The organism is Neorhizobium galegae (assembly GCF_017877055.1).
GTDB lineage: Bacteria > Pseudomonadota > Alphaproteobacteria > Rhizobiales > Rhizobiaceae > Neorhizobium > Neorhizobium galegae_D.
In genome coordinates this window covers 1-22,600 of sequence record NZ_JAGIPG010000009.1, presented here as the reverse complement: position 1 = coordinate 22,600, position 22,600 = coordinate 1, and the positions used below count along the sequence as shown (strand labels likewise).

Genomic DNA, 22,600 nt, shown 5'->3' with positions numbered 1-22,600 from the left:
TGACAATGGCGATCAACGTGCTGGTCAGGTATCTTGTGTTATTCCAGTCGGGCGAAGCTACCAGTTGTCGGCAGGTCTGGAATTTGCGAGATCACCATAATATGCAGACGGAAGTGCCTTCGCGAGGAACGAGAACTCCGAATGGCAATGGCGCATCAGCCCCAGTCCGATCTCGTCCGGGACAGCGTGGCCGCCCTTGTCGCTATCGAGACCAAGAACGAATCTGCTTCGCAGAACGAGGCCATCGGGCCTGTCCCGTGTGACGTGCATCATCCGGCCGCCTATTGGAATTCCATGCTCGTCAATCTCAACATTCTCGCCAAAGCCAATTCCGGCGTAGAAAAGTGCGGATACGCCGCCCACCTGCTTTGCCGCATCGATGTCCGTAGCACTGAAGTATGCGGCTGGGCTTAGGAATTTGATGGTTGCTTTGACCGGAGGAACCTCTCCTAGCGACTCCGTCGCCCTGATTGTCGCGCCGATGTAGTTCTCCCCTTTTTTCCAAAGCTCGTCCCAACCGAAATGGCGCTTGTGATCAATCGGATGCCACCAGCGAAGATGTTCGTCGGTTTCAAAATACTTAAACCACCATTCCAGCATCGCTCCATTGCACCCTGGCATTATCGTTCTGCAGGCGACCGTGAGGGTGCCGGAGCCGAAGCGCTCGATCCCCATTTCTAGTCTAATTGGGTCGGCGTGCAGCAGTGCGACAGGGATTGCTGCTTCCAAATCATGTTGCATTTCCAATCTCCTATATTTAGGAAACGTATTGCGTTTCCCAAATATGGTCGATACACCGTTCGTACGACGTTGGTCAAGGAGATCAAGATTTGGAAAAGCGAGCGAGAGGGCGTCCGGCCAGTAATCGGCTTGAGGTGGAACGCAAAATTCTCCAAGCCTCAACACAGCTTCTCTTTGACCAGGGATTTGCCAAGTTCAGCATCGATGCGGTGTCGCGTAGCGCAGGAGTTGCCAAAAAGACTGTTTACGCTATGGCGGCCAATCGTGAGGAACTGGTCGGGAAAATCGTAGCGTCCTGGACTGAGCAACTCCAAACCAGTGGAGATCACCGGCCGGGCGAGGCGCGTCCTGATCCGGGGAGCCTGAGGGCGCTATTGAGCAGGATTTACCGGATCGCCCTATCCAAGGAAGCTGTAGCCCTTTTCCGTCTCATCTGTGCTGATAAGGAAGGTCGAGAACGGCTCGCAGAAATTTATAATCGAAACGGGGTCGAGCGAGGGGTGCTGGCCGTGGCGACCTGGCTGCGCGAGTACCAAGCCGATATCCCATCATTTGATGTCAACCGATCTGCCCGGATGATCCTTGCCGCTCTTGTTGCTGAGCCCTTGCGCAGGGCCGCTATCGGCCTTGAAACACCGTGGAACGATAGCGATGAGGAGGTCACCGCACGGGTTGGAGAATGCGTGGATTTCTACGCACGTGTATTGTTCAAAGAGTTGGGCACGGCACCATAGCGGCCATCGTAGCGCATCTGGTGATAAAGTTTCGTCTCTGATCGACTGGGATGAGTCGAATATCGACGTGCACGACCTTGACCTCGTCTTGCCCCATAATGCTGCCGATCTGGAAGCCGGGGCGTATGACATCGCCGCGCAAGCATCGGCCGGATGGGAAGCCGCCGTCTGTTGGGATGACAAATACGCGAAACAGCGACTTGCCGAAGTTCGAGCGGTCTAGCCGACGGCCGCCCAAGGCGTATTGATGCCGTCGAAGCTTAGCTTGATCGACGTCTGCTTTCGGGAAGACGCCATCGCGGGCCCCACGACCAAAATGAAGGCGCGAAGCGGAAGGCACCTCTTGGCCCATTCCGGTCATCGCCTTCGTTGCAGTTCCATCGCCATCTCCAGACAGAAGTCGATGAAGGCGCCGACTTTCGCTGGGGGATGGTTGCGTGATGGGTGAAAGGCAAACAAAGGAAACTGTTCGCCATGCCAGTCGGGAAACAGATCGATTAGTTCGCCGTTCTCCAACGCGGCTCCCGCACCCCAGCCTATCACCTGTGCGACACCGGTTCCTGAGAGGCATTCCGCAAGCAACGATTTAGGATCTGTAAAGGTAAGCGGTCCAGATGTTTCGACCTCGACCTTCTCCTGCCCGCGAATAAACTCCCACTCATAAGGCCGGCCGGAATGTGGATCGAGGAATTGAAGGCAGCTGTGCTTCGCGAGGTCCGACGGATGGCTCGGTCGTCCACGGCGTGCAAGATAGTGCGGCGAAGCAACAGTGAGAATCGGCGCCTCGATCAGTTTACGGGAGACCAATGTCGATAGACGCGGCTGACCGAAGCGGATCGCCATGTCAATGCCGTCAGCAACCAGATCGCCGACGTGTTCGCGTGTGACGAACTCAATTACCAAGTCAGGATACCGCTCACAGAAGCGCCCGAGCTGTCCGGCGAGCACCAACGGTAGGAAGAAGGGATCGATATCGACCTTCAACCGCCCGCGCACGGCCGATGACGCGCCGGAAGCTAACGCCGCAGCGCTTTCGATCGCATCGAGATGCGGCTTTACCTCCTCATAGAAGCGCCGCCCTTCATCTGTCAGCACCAAGGATCGCGTCGTACGATCCATCAACCGCACGCCGAGGCGCGACTCCAGCCGGCCGATTGCGCGGCTAACGCCGGAATCGGTCATGCCGATAAGTTCCGCGGCTTTTACGAAACTTCCACACTCGATCACTGCGGCTAGCACGCCGAGGCCCGATAAGACCCGTCCATCGAAGGGCATTACGTACTCCTGACTTCTAGTCAGGAACTATCTGACATAATCGCACTTAATTCAAGTATATTACGGAGCGATAAAGGCGGCGTCTTATCAACTCGGAAAGGATGAACTATGAGCGCCCGCAAGATTTTCAAAGGCGGCACCATCGTCACTCTGGACAACCGCATTCCCAATCTGGTCAGCGGCGATGTCCTGGTGGAAGGCGCGCGAATTGTCGCGATCGGTCCGGACCTGCCGACCGACAATGCCGAGGTCTTCCATGTAACCGGCAGCATCGTCATGCCCGGTTTCGTCAATGCTCATCATCACATGTGGCTTGGCGTCATGCGTCGCCTGATGCCGGATGTAGACGATCTATTCGCCTATATCGGCGTGGTCGCCGAAACGCTTGGCGCGCAGTATCGCCCGCAGGACATGTTTGTCAGCACGCGGCTGACGGCTCTGGCCTGCCTTGATGCGGGCATCACCACGGTGATCGATGCCTGCCACTCCTCGCGTAGCCCAGAGCATACCGATGCGGCACTGGACGCACTCGGCGGGAGCGGCATCCGTGCTCTGCATATGGTCGGTGCGCCGATGGACAGCCGTGCATCGGCGGCGCACCTGCCCGATGATCTGAAGCGTCTGGCAGCAAGGTGGAACCAGAGTAGCAGCCTGGTCCATATCGGCCTGTTCGGCCAGTTCAACATTGATTGGTGGCGGGCGGCGCGTGAGCTCGACATGCGCATCCTGACAGAATTCATCGGTGATCTTGCCAAGCTTGGGCCGGAGTTCGACGAGCAAGGCCTACTGGGTCCACGCAATATCTTCAATCACTGCACTAGGCTGCCGGAAGAGACGTGGAAGCGGTTGGCTGCGGCCGGTGTCAATGTCACCATCAATCCACGGTCGGACGCGCTTTTCGGCTTCGACGACGATGGTTTCGCGTTTCAGCAGGCAGTCACTCATGGCCTGACACCAGCGCTCGGCATTGATCTCGATACGGCCTTCGGCGGCGACATGTTCGACGAAATGCATGCACTGTTCGGCCAACAGAGATCCGCCATGCGCTATCGCCGCTTCCGCGGCGAGAAAAACGTGCCAGCGCCAATCACGGTGGATGCCGTTCTGCGTGCCGCGACGCTCAATGGCGCCCGCGCGGCCGGGCTCGAAAATGAGATTGGTTCGCTGGCGCCCGGTAAACAGGCCGATATCATCGTGATCCGAACCAATGAGATTGCCGTTATGCCCGCCACCAACGCTATAGGTACGATCGTGCAAGCGGCTGGGCGCTCCGATGTCGATACGGTCGTGGTCGCAGGTGAAGTCCGCAAACGTGCCGGCAAATTGGTGGGCGTGGATCTCGACAGGATTGCCGCAGAGGTGATCGCCTCCCGCGATTATCTTTTCGAAACGAGTGGCTATCGCCCGGATTTTTTCAACGCGAAACAGGCCTCAAAGGCCGCCGCCTAGTCGGAGCGCGGCGCTCAAGTGGCCCGCTTCATCTTTCCACCAAACCATGGAGGGTGTCATGTCAGCATTAGCTGAAAGCACCAAAGCCTTGACCGAGACCGCACCGGATTATCGGTCACGCCCGGCTCCGGGTATCATCGCGGCTCTGTTCTGCGGCTACCTCGCCATCGGCCTACCTTTGCCAGTCATGCCGCTGTTCATTCACGAAAGGCTCGGTTTCAGCAATTTTGTCGTCGGGCTGGTGATCGGCATCCAGTTTCTCGCAACGGTTCTGACGCGGGGTTATGCAGGCCGAGTTTCCGACCGCCGCGGCGGCAAACGCTCCGCACTGCAGGGCGCCATCAGCTGTGTGGTAGCAGGCCTGCTTTACCTCATCAGCGCCATGCCGGCGCTTTCCCCTTCGGTCAGCCTCGCCGTCATCATTGTGGGACGGTTGACCGCTGGCTTCGGCGAGAGCCAGTTCGTGACGGGATGCGTTTCCTGGTCGATCGCGTCTGTCGGTCCGCAACGTGCTGGCATGTCTATGTCCTGGACCGGGATCGCCATGTTTGCCGCGCTCGCCATCGGCGCGCCGATAGGCATGTGGGCCTACCAGATCTATGGAGTGGAAGCAGCGATGATTGCCTGCATCGTTGCTCCGCTCGCGGCCGGGGCCATTGCTTCCCGCGAACTGGCCTATTCGACTCCGAGTGCCGCAACGCGTCTGCCTTTCTATAAGGTGGTGGGCCAGATATGGCGGGAAGGATTAGGTCTCATGCTTCAAGGCGTAGGACTATCCGGTCTCACCGCCTTTGCATCCCTGTATTTCACGGCACGTGGTTGGGCCAATGCTGGGCTGGTGATGACCTCGTTCGGCGTCGGTTTCATCTTCGTCCGCCTGGTACTCGGAAATCTGCCTGACAGGATCGGCGGATACAAGGTTGCCGCCTGGTCGCTTGCCCTCGAGGCTCTGGGCCAGGCAATGGTCTGGATGGCGTCCAATCAGGTAATAGCTCTTGCCGGCGCGCTCGTGACCGGTCTCGGATGTGCGTTGATCTTTCCCGCCCTGGGCGTGGAAGCGCTCAAGCGCGTACCCGCCTCCAATCGCGGCAGCGCTATGGGCGCCTTCGTCGCATTTCTCGATATTGCCTATGGCATTTCAGGTCCGGTTGCCGGCGTCATCTCGACGCAGTTCGGTTACGCCGCGGTTTATCTCTTCGGCACCTTCTGCGCTCTGGCGGGAGCAGCCCTCTCGCTCACCGCCTCGCGCTCTTGATCTCGACGATCGATCCATCCACCTTATCTAAATGCCTATAGGCCTATAGGGCGATGTCATGTTAACTGGGGCTGGAAGATTTTGCGGCTATCTCGCCGTGATGAGCCAGAGCCCAGTCAATTATAAACGTCATCGCTTTCCGCCGTCTGTGATTTCCCATGCAGTCTGGCTGTATTTCCGATTTCCATTGAGCCTGCGCCTGATCGAAGAGAGGCTGCTGGAGCGCGGCATCGTCGTTTCGCATGAAACGATCCGATGCTGGGCAAAGAAGTTCGGCCCCGACTATGCCGCCCGCTTGCGGCGGAAAGCCCCAGCCCGAGTGACGTGTGGCATCTGGACGAGGTGGTCGTGACGATCGGCAGGCGGAAACACTGGCTCTGGCGTGCCGTGGACCAAGACGGTTATGGACTCGACGAAATTGTGCAGGCTCGCCGCAATACCAAAGCGGCGAAGCGGGTTCTGGTCCGGTTGATGAAGAGGCAGGGGTGCCAGCCCAAGCGCATGGTCACTGACAAGCTCCGTTCATACGGCGCTGCAAGGCGTCAGGTCATGCCGGACGTCGAGCATCGATCGCACAAGGGCTTGAACAACCGTGCTGAAAACTCGCACCTGCCGCTGCGGAAACGGGAGCGGGTGATGCAGCGGTTCCGTTCGGCAGGCGCGTTGCAACGTTTCGTCAGCGTCTTCTCCGCGGTTCGCAATCTCTTTGTCCCAACCGGCCCGAAAAAGACAGCCATCGATGTCCACCTGCATCGCCTCAGGGCGATCGCCCATTGGAGGAATGCGGCCGGCATCGCCGCGTGATTACTGCAAGCCTGCCCATTGCGCACCCCTCCCTATTAACCTGACATCACCATCGCCTGTCATCTAACCTGTTGTTCGATAAATATGTCGGATAACTATTCCGATTTGGAATGGGCCATCTTGTTTTCTCATTAGACAGGAAGGCCAGATCGCCCCACAATGCACATAACATCGGCACGCCTATAGAATAGGCAGACAATGTTGCGCATTGGAGTGGGCGAATGCAGTCGCAGCGGCAGGGTGAACGGAGCTTCTATCTCCCGGTGGACGAGGTTCGGAGCCTCTATGTTGAGGAGCATGGCAATCCTGAGGGTATCCCTGTCGTTGTTCTTCACGGCGGGCCAGGTGCTGGCATGTCCCTGAAACAGGTCGATACCTTTGACCGCTCCACGTTTCGGATCGTTATCTTCGACCAGCGCGGCGCCGGCCGGTCGAGGCCGCATGCGGATCTCGACGGCAACACGACGACGGCCCTGGTCGCCGACATGGAATTGCTGCGAGACCATCTCGGCATCGACAGATGGCTGGTTTCCGGCGGATCATGGGGCAGCTGCCTGGCGCTGGCCTATGGGGAGGCATATCCCGACCGCTGCCTCGGCTTTCGCCTTCACGGCATTTTCCTCGCCGGCAAGGAGGATATCGACTGGTGGTTCAATGGTGTGCGGGCCATCTTTCCCGATCAGTGGGAGGAATTTGCGGCCTTCATTCCCGAAGCCGAGCGTGGCAATCTCCTGTCGGCCTACTATCGGCGGCTGACCAGCGGCAATGCCCATGAAGAGGTGGCCGCGGCGCTCAGCCTGCGGGGCTTTTCCGCCAAAACCCAGACATTTCTGCCGGACCCCGGCCATGTCGCAGCCCTAATGGAGCCGACGGCCGCGCTCGCCGTTGCCCGGCTGTTTACGCATTACTGCATGCACGGCGCGTTTCTCGCTCCGGGCCAGTTGCTTCGCGATATCGGCCGGATCTGCCACCTGCCCTGCGAGATCGTCCAGGGACGGTATGATACGGTGACCCCGATGGCGTCCGCGTGGCAGCTCTATCGGGCCTGGCCGGAAGCCGGCTTCTCGATCGTCACGGAAGCCAATCATCAATCGACCAAAGGTCCGCTTTTCGAAGAGCTGAAAAACGCTTCCGAGCGACTGCGCAGCAAACTTGTCGCGGTCAACGCGCTTGAAAGCCGGAGGGTGTGATCGGATGACGTCGTCGTTTGAGGCTGAAACCATCGCTCCGTTCCTGGACATCCAGTCCGTCAAATCGCCAGCCGTGTCGCCCGACGGCCAATGGCTTGCCTATCTCTCGAATGCGACCGGCTTCAACCAGCTGTGGGTCAGGCCATTGGCCGGCGGGCCGGCACGGCAGGTTACCGCCATGCCCGAACCGATCGGCGCATTCGCCTTCAATCCGAAGGGGCTGAGTATCCTCTTCACCCTGGATTGTGGCGGTGACGAACGGCATCAGCTCTGGCTTTTGCCGGACATAGAAGCCCAACCCGTCGCGCTGACGCAGGCGCCGGGTGTCGTGCATGTCTGGGGCGCTTGGTCTCCGGACGGTGAGCGGATCGCCTATGCGTCCAATGCCCGTTCCCCCTACGACATGGACCTCCACGTCATGAATGTCACCACGGGCGAGGCGCCGACAGTCTTTGTCGGCACCGGCATGCGCGAGGCGCTCGCCTTTTTCCCCGACGGAAACGCTCTGCTGGTGCGGGAATCGCTGCGCTCCGGCAACGACCAGGACATGTATCGGCTGGACATCGTCAATGGCGAACTGACGCCGATCATGCCGCATGCCGGGAAAGCCCGCTATCTTGCGGCGCGCCTGTTCAGGGACGGGAGCGGCGGTGTGGCCGTCTGCGACCAGGGTCGCGATTTCATGGCTATTTGCCGGTTTGCTGCCGAAGACGGCAGCGTCGCACCCTTGGTCGAGCTTTCCGACCGCGATATCGAAGCCGTGGCCCTGTCGCCCGACCAGCAGCGCATTGCCTACGTCTCCAACGAAGACGGCTGGAGCCGCATCGGCCTGTGCAACCGTGACGGCAGCGATATGTGGTCATTCGAAGGGCTGCCGGCCGGGGTCATCACCTCCGTCGCATTTACGCCGGACGGCCAGTCGTTGGTCTTCCCGCTCGAAGGGGCCGCGACGCCGCCGGGCATCTGGAGGCTCGATCTGGCCAGCGGGCGTTTCGAGCTGGCGGTCGCCTCCGACGCGCCAAGTCTGGACGTCGGATCCTTCCGGGAACCGGTCGTCGAACGCTTTGAAAGTTTTGACGGACGGCCGATACCGGCCTTCGTCTACACACCATCCTCGCCGGCGCCTGCCGCCGGTTACCCGGTTCTCTTCATCGTGCATGGCGGGCCGGAAATGCAGTGGAAGCCGGACTTCCGCGCCGACGTCCAGTTTCTCGTTTCGCAGGGTGTCATGGTGGTGGCACCGAACGTGCGCGGCAGCACCGGCTATGGCCGTGCCTTCCACGAGCTCGACGACCGCGAAAAGCGTCTGGATTCGGTGGCCGACCTGCGGGCGATCCGGCTCGCCATCGGGGCGCGAGCGGATGTGGATGACAGCCGTATCGGCGTGTTCGGCCGCTCCTATGGCGGCTTCATGGTTCTGTCGGCGCTGACCGAAGATCCCAAACTCTGGAAACTCGGCGTGGATTTCTACGGTGTCGGCAATTTCCTGACCCATCTACTTGCGACCGGCCCCTGGGGCCGGCAGCAGCGGGCCGCCGAATATGGCGAACCGTCCGTCATGCGCGAGGCTTTGGAGCGGTTTTCGCCGATCAACCGGGTCGCCCGGATGAAGGCGCCGCTTCTGATCGTTCACGCCAACCGCGACCCCCGCGTGCCGATGGGGCAGAGCGAAGACGTCTATTCGTGCCTGAGCGGTCTCGGCCACGATTGCGAATACCTGCGCATCGACCACGAGGGCCATGGCTTTGCGCGCCGGGAAAACCGCTTAAAGGCGTTTTCTGCCTTCGCCCGGTTCCTTGGAAAACACCTTTGACATCAAGCCGTATGGAGACTTCGAAATGCAGAATAGCGAGCGAATCTGGGATCTGGTGGACGAGCACAGGGCGGAATTCGTCGCCCTGAGCGACCGTGTCTGGGGCATGCCAGAAATCGCCTATACGGAATACGCCTCGGTTGCCGAACACGCCGCCATGCTCCGGGAACAGGGCTTTCGCGTCACCGAAAACGTCGCGGGCATCCCCACCGCGGTGATGGGCGAGGCAGGCGCGGGCGGGCCGATCATCGCCATTCTCGGCGAATACGATGCGCTGCCGGGCCTGAGCCAGGAGGCCGGCATCGCCGAACCGAAGCCTTTACCCGGCAACGGCCACGGGCATGGCTGCGGCCATAATCTGCTCGGCTCCGCAGCGATGCTGGCCGCGACGGCGATCAAGGACTGGCTGGCCCAGTCCGGCAAGCCTGGCCGGGTGCGCTATTATGGCTGCCCGGCGGAGGAGGGCGGAGCGGCGAAGTCATTCATGGCGCGCGAGGGCGCGTTCGACGGCGTCGATGCGGCCATCACCTGGCATCCGAGCGCCTTTACCGAGGTCGCCCGCGCGCTGTCGCTTGCCAATACCCGCATGGATTTCCGCTTCACCGGTCGCGCGTCGCATGCGGCCGCCGCGCCTCATCTGGGCCGCTCCGCGCTCGATGCCGTCGAACTGATGAATGTCGGCGTCAACTATCTGCGCGAACACGTGCCGTCAGATAGCCGCATCCACTATGCGATGCTCGATTCCGGCGGCATCGCACCGAATGTCGTGCAGGCGAAGTCGGCCGTTCGCTACGCCATCCGCTCGCGCGACCTCAAGGGCATGCTGGACCTCAACGAGCGCGTCAAGCAGGTAGCCCTCGGCGCCGCGATGATGACCGGCACGACGGTCGACATTTCGATCATGAGCGCCGTCTCCAATCTGCTGCCGAACCGGCCGCTGGAAGAGGCGATGCAGCGCAATCTCGAACATCTCGGCCCGATCCCGTTCGATGCCGACGACAAGGCGTTCGCGGCAAAGATCCAGGCGACGCTCAGCGACGAGGATATCGACAACGCCTATCGCGCCGTCGGCATTCCGCGCCAGGAAACGCCGATCTGCGACTTCATCGTGCCGCTCGACGTGCGCGGCGAGCCGATGATCGGCTCCACCGACGTCGGCGATGTCAGTTGGTTGATGCCGACCGTGCAGGCGCATGCCGCGACTATCGCCATCGGTACGCCTGGCCATTCCTGGCAGGTGACGGCGCAGGGCAAGACGGCTGCTGCCCATAAAGGCATGACCCATGCCGCGAAAATGATGGCCGGCACCGCCATCGATCTTCTCAGCGACAGCCAGTTACTGGCTGCGGCCAAGGCGGACCATCAGGCGCGTTTGGGCAAGACTTCTTACGTTTGCCCGATCCCGCAGGACGTCAACCCGCCGCTGCAACCGCGTCCGAAGGAGGCCGCCTGACCCTTGAAGACCGGGGGCGGTCCAGCCCCCGGCCCAGATCAGAGCTTGAAAATCACAAAAATAAAGGGAACGAGAAGCATGATTAGCAGAAGCATTTCCAAGATCAGTTATATTGCTGCCGTCGCGGCCCTGTCGGCCTCGATCAGCCTGCCGGCGCGGGCTGCAACGCCGGACACGGCGCTTGTCATGGCGTGGAACATCGATGCCATCAGCACCTTCGATCCTGCGCAGATCGGCGAAGTCGTGACCAGCGAGCTGATGCAAAACACCTGCGATTCCCTGGTGGATTTCGATCAGAAGGACGAGTCCAAGGTCTTACCGCTTCTCGCGAAAAGCTGGGATGTGTCCGAAGACCGCAAGCAGATCACCTTCCATCTCAATACCGGCCTGAAATTCCCAGGCGGCGCCCCGGCGACGGCGAAGGAATTGGCCTGGTCGATGCAGCGCGTCGTGCTGCTCGGTTACGGCAATGCCGCAACGCTGACCGAATACGGCTTCAGCAAGGACAACGTGAAGGAACGTATCACTGCGACCGACGACAACACGCTCGTGTTGACGCTGGATAATCCCTATCCGACCAACCTCATCCTGCAGGCCATCGGCGCCAATCGCGTGTCGGCGCTCCTCGACCAGAAGACGCTGATCTCGAAGGAGATCAATGGCGACATGGGCAACAAATACCTCGCCACCAACACGGCCTGCGTCGGTCCCTACAAATTGGTGCAGTGGAACTCCGGCGAGTCCATCGTGCTGCAGGCGAACGAGGACTATTACGGCGCCAAGCCGAAGCTGAAGCGCATCCTGATCCGTCACGTCGCCGAGCCGGGCACGCAACGCCTGTTGTTGACCCAGGGTGATATCGATATTGCCCGAGACCTGTCGCCCGACGATCTTGCCGATCTCGACGGCAAGCCTGGCTTGAAGGTTGACCGCATGCTGAAGCCCCAGCTGTTTTTCTGGACCTTCAACGCCGCCGACCCGATCTTCAAGAACGAAAAAGTGCGTCTCGCGATGCGTTACCTGATCGATTACGACGGTCTTGCCAAGTCGGTCATGACCTATCTCGGCGTGCCGCGGGCAAGCTTTGCCCAGCTCGGCGCCACCGGGGCTCTCGATGCCAAGGAAGGCCAGCCGTTCAAGCTCGATATCGAGAAGGCCAAGGCGCTGCTGACCGAGGCCGGGTATCCGGATGGCTTCGAAGCGAACGTGCTGATCGGCACCTTGCCGCATTCGGCACCGATCGCCCAGAGCATCCAACAGAACGCTTCCAAGGTCGGCGTTAAGCTCAACCTCGAGCGGATGGCCAATGCTCAGCTCTTTGCCCGTATCCGTGGCCGCGAGTTCCAGACCGGCATGCTGGCCTGGCAAACCGGCGTCCCGGATGCGCACGGCAATGCCTCGCGTCTGGTCTATAATCCCGACAACCGTCCGGAAGCCAAGCTGACTCAGATCCCGGCCTGGCGCTCCGCCTACCAGAACGAGGACTTCAACAAGCAGGTGAAGGCAGCACTTCTGGAAGGCGATCCGGCCAAGCGCAACGAACTTTATTACGCGCTGCAGAAAGACGTCATGCAACAGGGCCCGATGGCCATCATGTTCCAGATGTACAATACCGTCGGCATGAGCGGTAAGGTCAAGGATTGGACCTGGAACGGCTTCCGCGTCTACTACAACCTCGTCTCCAAATAAGGGACAGGCGTTCATGACGGACCCCACCTTCCCGGGTCCCCGCAGCGATGCGGGGAACGTGGCCAGGCCGAACCCGGCATTCGCCCTGCTGAGCATTCTCGGCAGGACGCTATTGCCGGTGTTCGTGACGCTGTTCGGCCTTGCAGCCCTGACATTCTTCATCGGCAGGATGCTGCCGATCGATCCCGTCGCTTCCATCCTCGGCGACAATGCCACGCAGGAAGCCTATGAGAAGATGTCTCGCGCGCTCGGCATGGACAAGCCGCTCTGGTACCAGTTCGGCGTCTACGTGAAGGGTATCCTGTCGCTCGATTTCGGCGACGCGCTGACCACGGGCAAGCCCGTGATGCAAGACATCGCCCGCGTGTTTCCGGCCACCATCGAGCTTGCCACGCTGGCAATCGTCATCGGCACGGGGCTTGGCATCCCCGCCGGCGTGCTGTCGGCCATGTACCGCAATTCCTGGCTCGACAATGCCATCCGCTTCACGGGCCTGATCGGCTATTCGGCGCCGAATTTCTGGCTCGGCCTGATGGGACTGGTGCTGTTCTACGCGACGCTTGGCTGGATCGGCGGGCCGGGGCGTATCGATTTCATCTATGAGTTCGATCTCGAGCCGGTCACCGGTTTCCATCTGATCGACAGCGCACTTGCCGGCAACTGGGAGATATTCCGCAACGTCTTCGGCCATATCATCCTGCCTGCCTCGATCCTCGGCTTCGGCGCGCTTGCCTATATCAGCCGCATGACGCGCAGCTTCATGATCGAGCAGCTGGCGCAGGAATATATCGTTACTGCCCGCGTCAAGGGCCTGTCCTGGGCACGCACCGTCTGGGTACACGCGTTCCGCAACGTCGCGGTTCAGGTGCTCACCGTCGTGGCGCTGTCTTATGCCTTCCTGCTCGAGGGTGCCGTGCTGACTGAAACGGTATTCGCCTGGCCTGGCTTCGGCCGCTATCTCACCAATGCGCTCCTCGTCGGCGACATGAATGCCGTCGTCGGTTGCTCGCTTCTGGTCGGCGTCATCTTCGTGACCCTCAACCTCATCTGCGACCTCCTCTATCGCGTCTTCGACCCCAGAACCCGGTGAGGCAGCCATGACAGACAAATCCCTTTCCCGGACCGCAAAGATCGCCGCTTCGTCCGGTAGCCTCGGTCTCTGGCTGCGGGCGCCGGTTCCGACTTCGCCCTTTCATGCCCGCATGCAGCAGCTTTGGCTGCAATGGCGGCGGCTGCGGTCCAACGCGTCGGCGCTGTTCGGCCTTTGCGTCGTCGTCGTCATGCTTTTAGCGGCACTGCTGGCGCCCATTCTGGCGACACATGACATTTACGAGCAGAACCTTGCGGCGCGGCTGCTGGCGCCCTCCTTCCAGCATTGGCTCGGCACCGACGAACTCGGTCGCGACGTCTATAGCCGTCTGCTTTTCGGTGCCCGCATCACTCTCTACATCGCGCTTCTGACGACCGTCATCGTCGCGCCGATCGGGCTCATCGTCGGCACCACGGCAGGTTATCTCGGCGGCTGGGTCGATACGGTGCTGATGCGCATCGTCGATGTGTTTCTGGCCTTCCCGAACCTCATCCTGGCGCTGGCCTTCGTCGCAGCTCTCGGACCGGGCATCCAGAATGCCATCATTGCCATCTCGCTCGCCTCCTGGCCGCCGATCGCCCGCCTGGCGCGCGCCGAAACGCTGACGATCCGCAAGTCCGATTACATCGCCGCCATGCGCCTTCAGGGTGCATCCAGTGCGCGCATCATCTTCGGACACATCGTGCCCATGTGCATTCCGTCGGTAGTGGTGCGCGTCACGCTCAACATGGCAGCCATCATTCTGACCGCCGCAGGTCTCGGCTTTCTGGGGCTCGGCGCCCAGCCGCCGAGCCCGGAATGGGGCACGATGCTGTCCTCCGGCCGCGAATTCGTGATGACCAGCTGGTGGATCGCAGCCATTCCCGGCACCGCCATTCTCCTGACCAGCCTCGCCTTCAATCTTCTCGGCGATGGCCTGCGCGACATTCTGGATCCCCGCCATGGATAAGCCGCTCATCGACGTCAAGGACTTGAGGATCCGCTTCCACGGCGCGCAGCGAAGCCATGATGCCGTGCGCGGGGTCTCGTTCACCATCGGCCGCGAGAAGGTCGGCATTGTCGGCGAATCCGGATCGGGAAAATCGCTGACCGGCCGGTCGCTCCTGAAGCTGACGCCGAAGGGCGCGAAGATCAGCGCAACGCATATGCGCTTCAAGGATATCGACCTTCTGTCCGCCAGCGAACGGGAGATGCGCAAGATTCGCGGCAACCATATTTCGATGATTCTCCAAGATCCGAAATACTCGCTCAATCCGCTGATGCGAATCGGCAACCAGATCGTCGAGGCCTATCGCCTGCATCACAAGACGCGACCGGCCGAGGCGAAGGAAAAGGCGCTGGCCATGCTGGAAGCAGTGCAGATCCGCGATCCGGACCGGGTGTTCAAGCTCTTCCCGCACGAAGTGTCGGGCGGCATGGGACAGCGTATCATGATTGCCATGATGCTGATCCCCGAGCCGGATCTCATCATTGCCGACGAACCGACCTCCGCCCTCGATGTGACGGTGCGCCGACAGGTTCTGACCATTCTCGACGAACTGGTCACCCGCCGTGGCACCGGCCTGATGTTCATCAGCCACGACCTCAATCTCGTTGCCAGCTTCTGCGACCGGGTTCTGGTCATGTATGCCGGCCGGATCATGGAAGATCTGCCGGCGAGCGAACTGCACAATGCCCGGCACCCTTATACGCAATCGCTGCTCGAAAGCCTGCCACGGCTTGATGTCGCCGTCGAAAACCTCACGGTGCCGGTGCGGGATCCAAGCTGGCTCGACGGCCCCGTCTATCGCAATGGAGAGCTCGCATGAAACCGACGAGACCGCTGATCGAGGCCGTTGGTCTTTCGATCAGTTTTGGCCCTAAACATGCCCGCACTCGTGTCGTGGACGACGTATCGTTCCGGATCAACGAGGGTGAAGCCTATGGCCTGATCGGCGAATCCGGTTGCGGCAAATCGACGATCCTGCGCGCCTTGAGCGGACTCAACGGCGACTATGACGGTGCTTTGACGCTGGCCGACAAGGAACTGCCGAAGACGCGAAGCAAGGATTTCTTCCGCCGCGTGCAGATGGTGTTCCAGGACCCCTATGGCAGCCTCCACCCCCGCAAGATCGTCGAAAAGGTTCTGGCCGAACCGCTTGCCATCCACGGCATCGACAGAGCCTCCGAGCGCATTACCGAAACGCTCGATGCGGTGGGCCTCGGGCCGTCCTTCCGCTATCGTTACCCGCACGAGCTTTCCGGTGGTCAGCGCCAGCGCGTTGCGATCGCCCGGGCGCTGATCACCGACCCGGAAATCCTGTTGCTCGACGAACCGACCTCGGCGCTCGACGTCTCGGTGCAGGCGGAAATCCTCAACCTCCTGAGACGACTGCGGATCGAGCGTAACCTTACCTACCTCATGGTGTCGCACGACCTCGCCGTCATCGCCCATATCTGCGAGCGCGCCGGCATGATGTACAAGGGCAAGATCATCGAAGAACTGACCTCGCATCAGATCCGCCAGTCGCAGGCCGGCCAGGATTATACCCGCGAATTTTTGCAAGCCACGATCGAGGCCGTGGCGAGGCGTGACGAGGCGGTGGCATGACCGTACTCCAGGCATTTCCCATTGACGGCTCCGGTGATCCCACCGGGGCGTGGGAGCACTTCGCCACGCCGCGCGACGCAGGTCTCCGTGCAGCCGCGCTCGAAAAGCTGCGCGCCATCGCAACGTTGCAGGCCACCGATATGCTGCTGGTCATCCGCCATGGAAAAGTTGCTTTTACCCTCGGCGATCCGACGAAGAAGTTCCTGTGTCATTCGATCCGCAAGAGCTTTCTGGCGGCGTTGATCGGCGCTGAGGTCGAGAGCGGCCGGATCGACCTGTCGAGCACCATGGAAACCCTGGGTATCGATGACCGGGAGGGGCTGAGCGAGGTCGAAAGGCAGGCGACCGTCTACGATCTGCTGACAGCGCGCTCGGGCATATACCATCCAGCCGGATACGAGACGCCCTGGATGCGCCGGATCAAGGAGCGACGTCATGCCCACGGGCCGGGCACCTTCTGGTGCTACAACAACTGGGATTTCAATGCGCTCGGGACGATTTTCGAAAAGCTTACAGGCGAGAGCGTTCACCGAGCTTTTGCCCGGCAGATTGCCGGTCCCACCGGCATGCAGGACTTTTCGCTGACCGACGAACGATCCGGAGGCCGGCCCGACGGATGGCACGAGAGCTTCGATATCAGCGAGCACCGCGCCTATCCATTCCGCATGTCCAGCCGGGATCTGGCCCGTTTCGGACAGCTTTTCCTGCGCCACGGAGTCTGGAATTCGGCCCAAGTGCTGCCGACCGGCTGGGTGCAGGAATGCGTAATGCCCTATTCGCATGCAGGGACGCATGGCGCCTACGGCTATATGTGGTGGCTCGAACGGGACGGCGTTTTCCTGCCGGGCTTGGTGACGCCAAAGGGAAGCTATGCCGCGATGGGGGCCGGCGGGCACTATTGCCTCATGATGCCCGCCCTCGACATGGTCGTCGTCCATCGCGTCGATACGGAAATAACAGGCCGTCAAGTTAGTGCATTCGGCATGGGCCGGTTGCTGCGCCAACTGCTCGCGGCGGTGGACGAGTCCTCTTGAAACCAAAGCCAAAAATCTCGGTCGGCAACCGTGCCCGTCAGGAGCGCGAACGTGACCGCATGTCTTCCCATCAAGAACCGGCGAGTTTCCCATGAGAACCGTTATCGAGACTATCGCAGCCTGGTGTGCCGCCCCGCCGGCAATCTCCGACGATGCGCGCCGGCTGGCCCATCAGGCCATCGCCGACACCATCGCCTGTCTGTATGCCGGTCGTGCCGACAAGAGCACGCTTGCCGTCGCGCAGGCCTTCGGTCGGCGACCGGACGGTGGAGCATCGCTCGTCACCGGCGGACGTCAGTCGCCGTCGGTGGCCGCGCTGGTCAACGGCACCGCCGCACATGCCCTCGATTACGACGACAATTTCCGTCCCGGCATGAGCCACGCCTCGGCCGTCCTCGTGCCGGCGCTTCTGGCCGTCGCCGATGGGTTGAGCGTCAGCGGGCGGGCGCTGACGGATGCGTATCTCGCCGCTCTCCAGGCCCAGGCCTTCGTCGGCAGCGGCGTTGCCGGATCGCATTATACTGCCGGATGGCACGGGACGTCGACGGTCGGCAGTATCGGCACCGCAGCCGGCGTCGCCAAGCTTTTGGGAATGGACACGGACGGCATTGCCCGGGCGCTGTCGATGGGCGCCAGCATGGCTTCGGGAACGAAAGGCCAGTTCGGCACACCGGCAAAACCCTTCCATGCCGGGATGGCCGCCCGCAATGCCGTGGAGGCAGCACTTCTGGCCGGGACGGGGCTTCTGGGACGTCTCGACATTCTCGAGGGCCCGCAAGGCTTCCTGGAAATGTTCGGCGGCGAGGCGCCGAAGGGCTATGACCTTGCGGATATCTCAGGCACACGCGAGCATACGATCGAGACTGTCGGCGTCATGCCGAAATTGCATCCATGTTGTGGCTCGACGCATCTGATCGTCGATGCGGCCCTCGACCTGATGAAGCACGCGCCGATCGATCCGGATGCGATCGTATCCGCCGAATGCCATGTCGGGATTGCCAACTACCGAAACCTTGCCTACCCGCAACCGCGTGACGAGATGGAAGCCCGTTTCTCCATGCAGTATTGCCTGGCACTGGCATTCCGCAACAAAAGCCTGTCGCTGCTCGACTTCACGCCCGCAAGGGTCGACATCGTGGCAAAGGACCCGCTCCTCGCAAAGATATCGATGACCCACTACAGCGCCTCGGAAGAAGCCTGCGCAACGAGCTACCTGCCGCACCGCTTGCGGATCACGCTTCGCGATGGCCAAGTGTATGTGGTGGAGCGCAGCTTTGCACGCGGCGGCCTGGCCGAGCCGTTTTCGGAGGATGACCGCAGGACGAAGTTTGCAGACTGCCTGGAAGGTGTTGCAAATCCTATGTCCGTCTATGCCGCTCTCGCTGCCCTGGACGAGCAACCGGACCTTGCATTTCTGGCCCCCGTTTTCGACGGCGGCGCCAGGAAATGACCGAGACCTAGCCAGGAAGGGTCCGTAGTCTAGCGATTGGCTTGCAGCGCGACCTCTTCCGCCTGTCTCCAGAACTGACCGGCGCGCTTGCCGCGCAGGCGATAGGAGCGGTAGAGCCTGATTTCGACTTCGATATCGAAGGAGGGATCGGCCGCCCGGACGAGTTGACCGGTTTGCAGTTCCTGAATGGCCAGGCTTTCCGGGATCCACGCCACTCCGTGGCCAGACACGGCCATCGCCTTCAACGCCGCCGACATCGCATTCTCGTAGACCGTATTGAACCGGAGCGCTTTCTTGTCGAAGACGGCATTCGGCAAGGCCTGCGCGAAAAACGAATTGTCCCGGTAGCTGAGGTAGTCGATCAGCCTCCCATCGGATTGCACGCCATGCAGCGGATCGCCATTCTCGGCCGGTGCGGACACGGCGATCACTTGCTCGGCTCCAAGCGTCAGATAATCGTGTTCGGAAAGGTCCTGCATCGCCGGAACAGAATCGTGGGCGTAGATCAGCAGGAAGTCGCACTCGTTGCGGAAAAGTGTCGCGACGTTGTTGGAAAAGGATGAGTAGGCTTCCGTAAAGCGTGTGCGGAACGGTTCTCCGAGCGCCTCGACCTTTTCCATCCACGCCGGGAAGAATGTCAGCACGAGCGTACTCATCGTGGCAAAGGAGAGAACCTCTCCCGTCGCGCCATGCGCTTCGATCGTATCTTCGCGCAAGGCGCAGAGCATGTCGACGCTCTTGCGCGCCTTCGGCAGGAAGCTGTAGCCTGCCGGCGTCAGCTTGACCGGATAGGTTGAACGGTCGATCAGGGGCAGCCCGACCCATTGCTCAAGTTGCCGGATACGGCGGCTGAGTGCCGACTGGGTGATGTTTCTGTCGTGGGCCGCAAGCGTGAAGTTCATGAAACGCGCCAAGCTGACGAAGTCTTCAAGCCACTTCAGTTCCATCCAGCTTCTCCAACCATTCGCAGTGTTTCCAGCCGGTCTTTGCCGACGCAGATATTGCCAAGGCACTGGCCCAAACTGCGGATTATGCACAGCGACGGCTAGGTAATCAAAGAGAAAGCGGACGTACAATCGCGCTCCGGCGGGTCATATTCTCGCCCCCGGCGTGAATGGATTCTGCTCTTTGATGTTGTGACTATGCCGTTGTTGTCTTGGACCGGACGGACTTCGGGTGTCGTTTTGCATTTAACCGGGTTTATCCTCAATTTCTGTGATTCAGCGGCAGCATTCTCGCCCTCATCAGTTCTGGCTCGGCGCGGCCGTACATTGCTCGCTTCAGCATCTTGAGGCGGTTGATCTGCCCTTCAGCTTGACCGTTGCTCCAGGGGAGTTCGATTGCATTTTTGACGGCATCAATATCCCGGCGCAAAACGCTGGCGAAGCGCATGATCGCCGTGAACTCCGTGTCAATGGCATCGTCGTTTCATTCATCCAGTGCCTCCGAGCTCCTGTTGCGCAAGATGCCGTTGAAGCGCATGGCCAGGCCACGCATTATGGCGAAGACTGTCGAACCCTGCTTCAAAGCATTGACCTTTCCGGCCTGACGATCTGTCAGCCGGCCGCGCGGTTTTATGCACAAAGCTGCGGCCACCACAGACAAGATCATATGGCCGGTGTCAGGATCTCGGACGGGTTCTGAAACATCCATATCCGGAAGCGGCTCTTCAGGTTGAAGGTTTTCGGGCATTGTGAACTTAGCGGCGGCAGCAACAGTGCCGTCTGTGGGGTCTACGATCAGGTGGTCTGAAGACGAGCGATCTTTCGCCCAGCAGATCCTCGACCATTCGCAAGCTGAGCGGAAACCGGAAATAAAGCCACACAGCATGGGCAATCACCTCAGCGGGAAATCGGTGGCGGCGATAAAGTGGATCACGGGCAATCTTCGTCATACCCATTCATCACATGCCGAAATCGGCGGTTAATGTTACGGTGCCGGTGGTTCTTGTAGCTGATGGTCGGCGCGCTCATCACGTCCGATTATCCGTCAACCGTTAACCCACGGACAACATGACAACGCCGTAGATTGTGGTGCCCACCCACCCACCCTCCAATCGGGCTAGCGCACTGCGGGTCGATGGTTCGTACTATTTCAAAGGGAGCTTTCAATTCGGTTGCTAATGCTTGGCCGCCGCGCATTGATCTGTGGACTAATCCAATGTGTCAGCGAATCCGCTGGCTGCAGATATCTCCGACGATGCAGGATGTTTCCAAAGGAAATGATGCTCATACTGACGGCTGCGTAGATAACGCCGGAAATGAAAACCAGTAACAGCGGATTTGCGCCCGAGTAGATCAGGCGGCGATCTCATGTTAACTGGGCTGGAAGATTTTGCGGCTATCTCGCCGTGATGAGCCAGAGCCCGGTCAATTATAAACGTCATCGCTTTCCGCCGTCTGTGATTTCCCATGCAGTCTGGCTGTATTTCCGATTTCCATTGAGCCTGCGCGTGGTCGAGGAAATGTTATCGGAGCGCGGCATCGTCGTTTCGCATGAAACGATCCGATGCTGGGCAAACCGCTTGCGGCGGAAAGCGCCCAGCCCGAATGACGTGTGGCATCTGGACGAGTGGTCGTGACGATCGGCAGGCGGAAACACTGGTGACCTGAGACCCAAGTTTCCTCCGGGCTTTCGGAGAGTCTTTGGTTTTCAATCTGGCTTTATGCAGCCTGTTTTTCCATAGCCATTTTCATGGCGAATTCGTTGGGCGTGATGTTGCCCAGCGATGAATGAGGTCGTTGCCTGTTGTAATCCTCCTTCCATGCGGTGATCTCGGCTCTGGCGTGAGGCAGTGACGAGAACAGTGTTTCGTTGAGGCACTCATCACGGAAACTGCCGTTGAAGCTTTCCACGAAGCCGTTTTGCATCGGCTTTCCCGGTGCGATGTAATGCCATTCGACACGGGTCTGCTGGCACCACTTGAGGATTGCCATCGAGGTCAGTTCCGTGCCGTTGTCAGAGACAATCGTTCGAGGACGACCCGTTGGGCCATGACGATATCGAGTTCACGCGTCACACGCAGACCCGAAAGGGTGTGTCGGCGACCAGCGCCAGGCATTCCCGTGTAAAGTCATCGACAACGGCCAAGACGCGGAACCGCCGCCCATCGGTGGATGCATCGTTGACGAAGTCGAGGCTCCACCGTTCGTTGGCCCGTGACGGCAGCGCGATGGGCCGTCGCGTGCCCAAGGCCCGCTTGCGGCCACCACGCTTGCGAACAGCGAGCTTCTCTTCCCGGTAGAGGCGACGCAGCTTCTTCAGGTTCATGACGATGCCCTGCCGATCCAGCATCACATGGATACGGCGATAGCCGAAGCGGCGGCGCTCCGACGCAACCTGCCTCATGGCTTCCCGAATGGACGCATCGTTCGGCCGAACGCTGCAATATCGCACACTCGACCGATCAACGGAGAGGATCGCACACGCCCGGCGCTGGCTCACGTCATGCTCCTTGCAGACATGAGCCACCGCATCCCGCCTTGCGCCGGGCGTCACCATTTTTTTGATGCGACATCCTTCAGAATGGCATTGTCCAGCATCGCCTCGGCGAGCAACTTCTTCAGCTTGGCATTCTCATCTTCCAAGGCTTTCAGCTTCCGGGCGTCGGAGATATCCATGCCACCATACTTCGCCTTGTATTTGTAAAAGGTCGCCTCGGATATTCCGTGCTTGCGGCAGACATCGGCCGTCCTCTGGCCGCTCTCCTGCTCCTTCAGCATTCCGATGATCTGCTCGTCCGTAAACCGTGCACGCTTCATTCCGTCCGTCTCCTTGATACGACGGACTCTACCAAAATCTGGAGGAAACTTGGGTCTCAGGTCAGGGCTGCTGGATCATTCTGTTCAGGCAACGACCGCGATAAACGGTCGCCTCAGCCGGGAGCCTCGACCGTTTGCGGTGGGCGTTTCACGCGATCTCGGGGCGAGGCGTTCGAGGCCTGGAAACGCAAAAATCCCGCAGCGTGTGAGGCTACGGGATCGCAGGGATTTTTGGTTGCGGGGGCAGGATTTGAACCTGCGGCCTTCAGGTT

The 22,600-nt window shown here is 60.4% G+C and carries 16 protein-coding genes and 6 pseudogenes; 16 read left to right on the top strand and 6 right to left on the bottom strand.

Going from position 1 to position 22,600, the window contains the following annotated elements; all coding sequences use genetic code 11:
- Positions 1 to 57: 57 nt before the first annotated feature.
- Positions 58 to 741 (bottom strand): DAPG hydrolase family protein, encoded by a 684-nt coding sequence (locus J2857_RS30660; protein WP_210013851.1) that lies wholly within the window; start codon positions 739 to 741, stop codon positions 58 to 60.
- 89 nt (positions 742 to 830) lie between these two features.
- Between J2857_RS30660 and J2857_RS30655 the strand changes: the two genes are divergently transcribed.
- Positions 831 to 1,475 carry a TetR/AcrR family transcriptional regulator gene (locus J2857_RS30655; protein ID WP_210013850.1) on the top strand — a complete coding sequence of 215 codons (645 nt, stop codon included), beginning with the start codon at positions 831 to 833 and terminating at the stop codon, positions 1,473 to 1,475.
- Positions 1,476 to 1,509: 34 nt separating this feature from the next.
- Positions 1,510 to 1,698, top strand: a pseudogene (locus tag J2857_RS31205) (aminoglycoside phosphotransferase); the annotation flags it as partial.
- A 134-nt stretch (positions 1,699 to 1,832) separates the two neighbouring features.
- Here the strand turns inward: J2857_RS31205 and J2857_RS30650 are convergent.
- On the bottom strand, positions 1,833 to 2,750 hold the full coding sequence (locus J2857_RS30650) for a LysR family transcriptional regulator (RefSeq protein ID WP_210013849.1): 918 nt from the start codon (positions 2,748 to 2,750) through the stop codon (positions 1,833 to 1,835).
- A 108-nt stretch (positions 2,751 to 2,858) separates the two neighbouring features.
- Between J2857_RS30650 and J2857_RS30645 the strand changes: the two genes are divergently transcribed.
- The 13 genes and pseudogenes from J2857_RS30645 to J2857_RS30585 all read left to right on the top strand — a co-directional run bounded on the left by J2857_RS30645 (position 2,859) and on the right by J2857_RS30585 (position 18,567).
- Positions 2,859 to 4,199 carry an amidohydrolase family protein gene (locus tag J2857_RS30645; RefSeq protein ID WP_210013848.1) on the top strand — a complete coding sequence of 447 codons (1,341 nt, stop codon included), beginning with the start codon at positions 2,859 to 2,861 and terminating at the stop codon, positions 4,197 to 4,199.
- Between the two features lie 58 nt (positions 4,200 to 4,257).
- On the top strand, positions 4,258 to 5,454 hold the full coding sequence (locus J2857_RS30640; RefSeq protein ID WP_210013847.1) for an arabinose transporter: 1,197 nt from the start codon (positions 4,258 to 4,260) through the stop codon (positions 5,452 to 5,454).
- A gap of 100 nt (positions 5,455 to 5,554) precedes the next feature.
- A pseudogene (locus tag J2857_RS30635) lies at positions 5,555 to 6,258 on the top strand (IS6 family transposase).
- A 221-nt stretch (positions 6,259 to 6,479) separates the two neighbouring features.
- Positions 6,480 to 7,448: a prolyl aminopeptidase gene (gene pip, locus J2857_RS30630; RefSeq protein ID WP_210013846.1), complete on the top strand. Its 969-nt coding sequence runs from the start codon at positions 6,480 to 6,482 to the stop codon at positions 7,446 to 7,448.
- A 4-nt stretch (positions 7,449 to 7,452) separates the two neighbouring features.
- A complete protein-coding gene (locus J2857_RS30625; protein ID WP_210013845.1) occupies positions 7,453 to 9,261 on the top strand; it encodes a S9 family peptidase in 1,809 nt (602 codons plus the stop codon).
- Between the two features lie 25 nt (positions 9,262 to 9,286).
- Positions 9,287 to 10,714, top strand: a complete 1,428-nt coding sequence (locus J2857_RS30620) for a M20 family metallopeptidase (protein WP_210013844.1) — start codon at positions 9,287 to 9,289, stop codon at positions 10,712 to 10,714.
- A gap of 78 nt (positions 10,715 to 10,792) precedes the next feature.
- A complete protein-coding gene (locus J2857_RS30615) occupies positions 10,793 to 12,403 on the top strand; it encodes an ABC transporter substrate-binding protein (RefSeq protein ID WP_210013843.1) in 1,611 nt (536 codons plus the stop codon).
- Between the two features lie 13 nt (positions 12,404 to 12,416).
- Positions 12,417 to 13,493 (top strand): ABC transporter permease, encoded by a 1,077-nt coding sequence (locus J2857_RS30610; protein WP_210013842.1) that lies wholly within the window; start codon positions 12,417 to 12,419, stop codon positions 13,491 to 13,493.
- 7 nt (positions 13,494 to 13,500) lie between these two features.
- On the top strand, positions 13,501 to 14,442 hold the full coding sequence (gene nikC, locus J2857_RS30605) for a nickel transporter permease (RefSeq protein WP_210013841.1): 942 nt from the start codon (positions 13,501 to 13,503) through the stop codon (positions 14,440 to 14,442).
- A complete protein-coding gene (locus J2857_RS30600; protein ID WP_210013840.1) occupies positions 14,435 to 15,301 on the top strand; it encodes an ABC transporter ATP-binding protein in 867 nt (288 codons plus the stop codon). The genes nikC and J2857_RS30600 overlap by 8 nt, the downstream gene beginning before the upstream one ends.
- The gene (locus J2857_RS30595) at positions 15,298 to 16,083 is read left to right on the top strand and encodes an ABC transporter ATP-binding protein (protein ID WP_210013839.1); all 786 of its coding nucleotides are present in this window, start codon (positions 15,298 to 15,300) and stop codon (positions 16,081 to 16,083) included. The genes J2857_RS30600 and J2857_RS30595 overlap by 4 nt, the downstream gene beginning before the upstream one ends.
- The gene (locus J2857_RS30590; RefSeq protein WP_210013838.1) at positions 16,080 to 17,117 is read left to right on the top strand and encodes a serine hydrolase domain-containing protein; all 1,038 of its coding nucleotides are present in this window, start codon (positions 16,080 to 16,082) and stop codon (positions 17,115 to 17,117) included. Before J2857_RS30595 ends, J2857_RS30590 begins: the two co-directional genes overlap by 4 nt.
- Positions 17,118 to 17,208: 91 nt before the next feature.
- Complete coding sequence (locus J2857_RS30585) at positions 17,209 to 18,567, top strand: MmgE/PrpD family protein (protein WP_210013837.1); 1,359 nt, start codon at positions 17,209 to 17,211, stop codon at positions 18,565 to 18,567.
- Positions 18,568 to 18,596: 29 nt separating this feature from the next.
- On the opposite strand, the gene J2857_RS30580 is transcribed toward J2857_RS30585, so the two are convergent.
- The 3 genes and pseudogenes from J2857_RS30580 to J2857_RS30570 all read right to left on the bottom strand — a co-directional run.
- Entirely contained in the window at positions 18,597 to 19,514 is a 918-nt protein-coding gene (locus J2857_RS30580; RefSeq protein WP_046612128.1) for a LysR family transcriptional regulator, read from the bottom strand.
- Between the two features lie 259 nt (positions 19,515 to 19,773).
- A pseudogene (locus tag J2857_RS30575) lies at positions 19,774 to 20,217 on the bottom strand (transposase); the annotation flags it as partial.
- A 106-nt stretch (positions 20,218 to 20,323) separates the two neighbouring features.
- Positions 20,324 to 20,461, bottom strand: a pseudogene (locus J2857_RS30570) (IS6 family transposase); the annotation flags it as partial.
- 459 nt (positions 20,462 to 20,920) lie between these two features.
- On the opposite strand from J2857_RS30570, the pseudogene J2857_RS30565 reads away from it, so the two are divergent.
- Positions 20,921 to 21,171: pseudogene (locus tag J2857_RS30565) on the top strand (IS6 family transposase); the annotation flags it as partial.
- 59 nt (positions 21,172 to 21,230) lie between these two features.
- Here J2857_RS30565 and J2857_RS30560 read toward each other — a convergent pair.
- Positions 21,231 to 22,328: pseudogene (locus tag J2857_RS30560) on the bottom strand (IS3 family transposase).
- Positions 22,329 to 22,600: the final 272 nt, after the last annotated feature.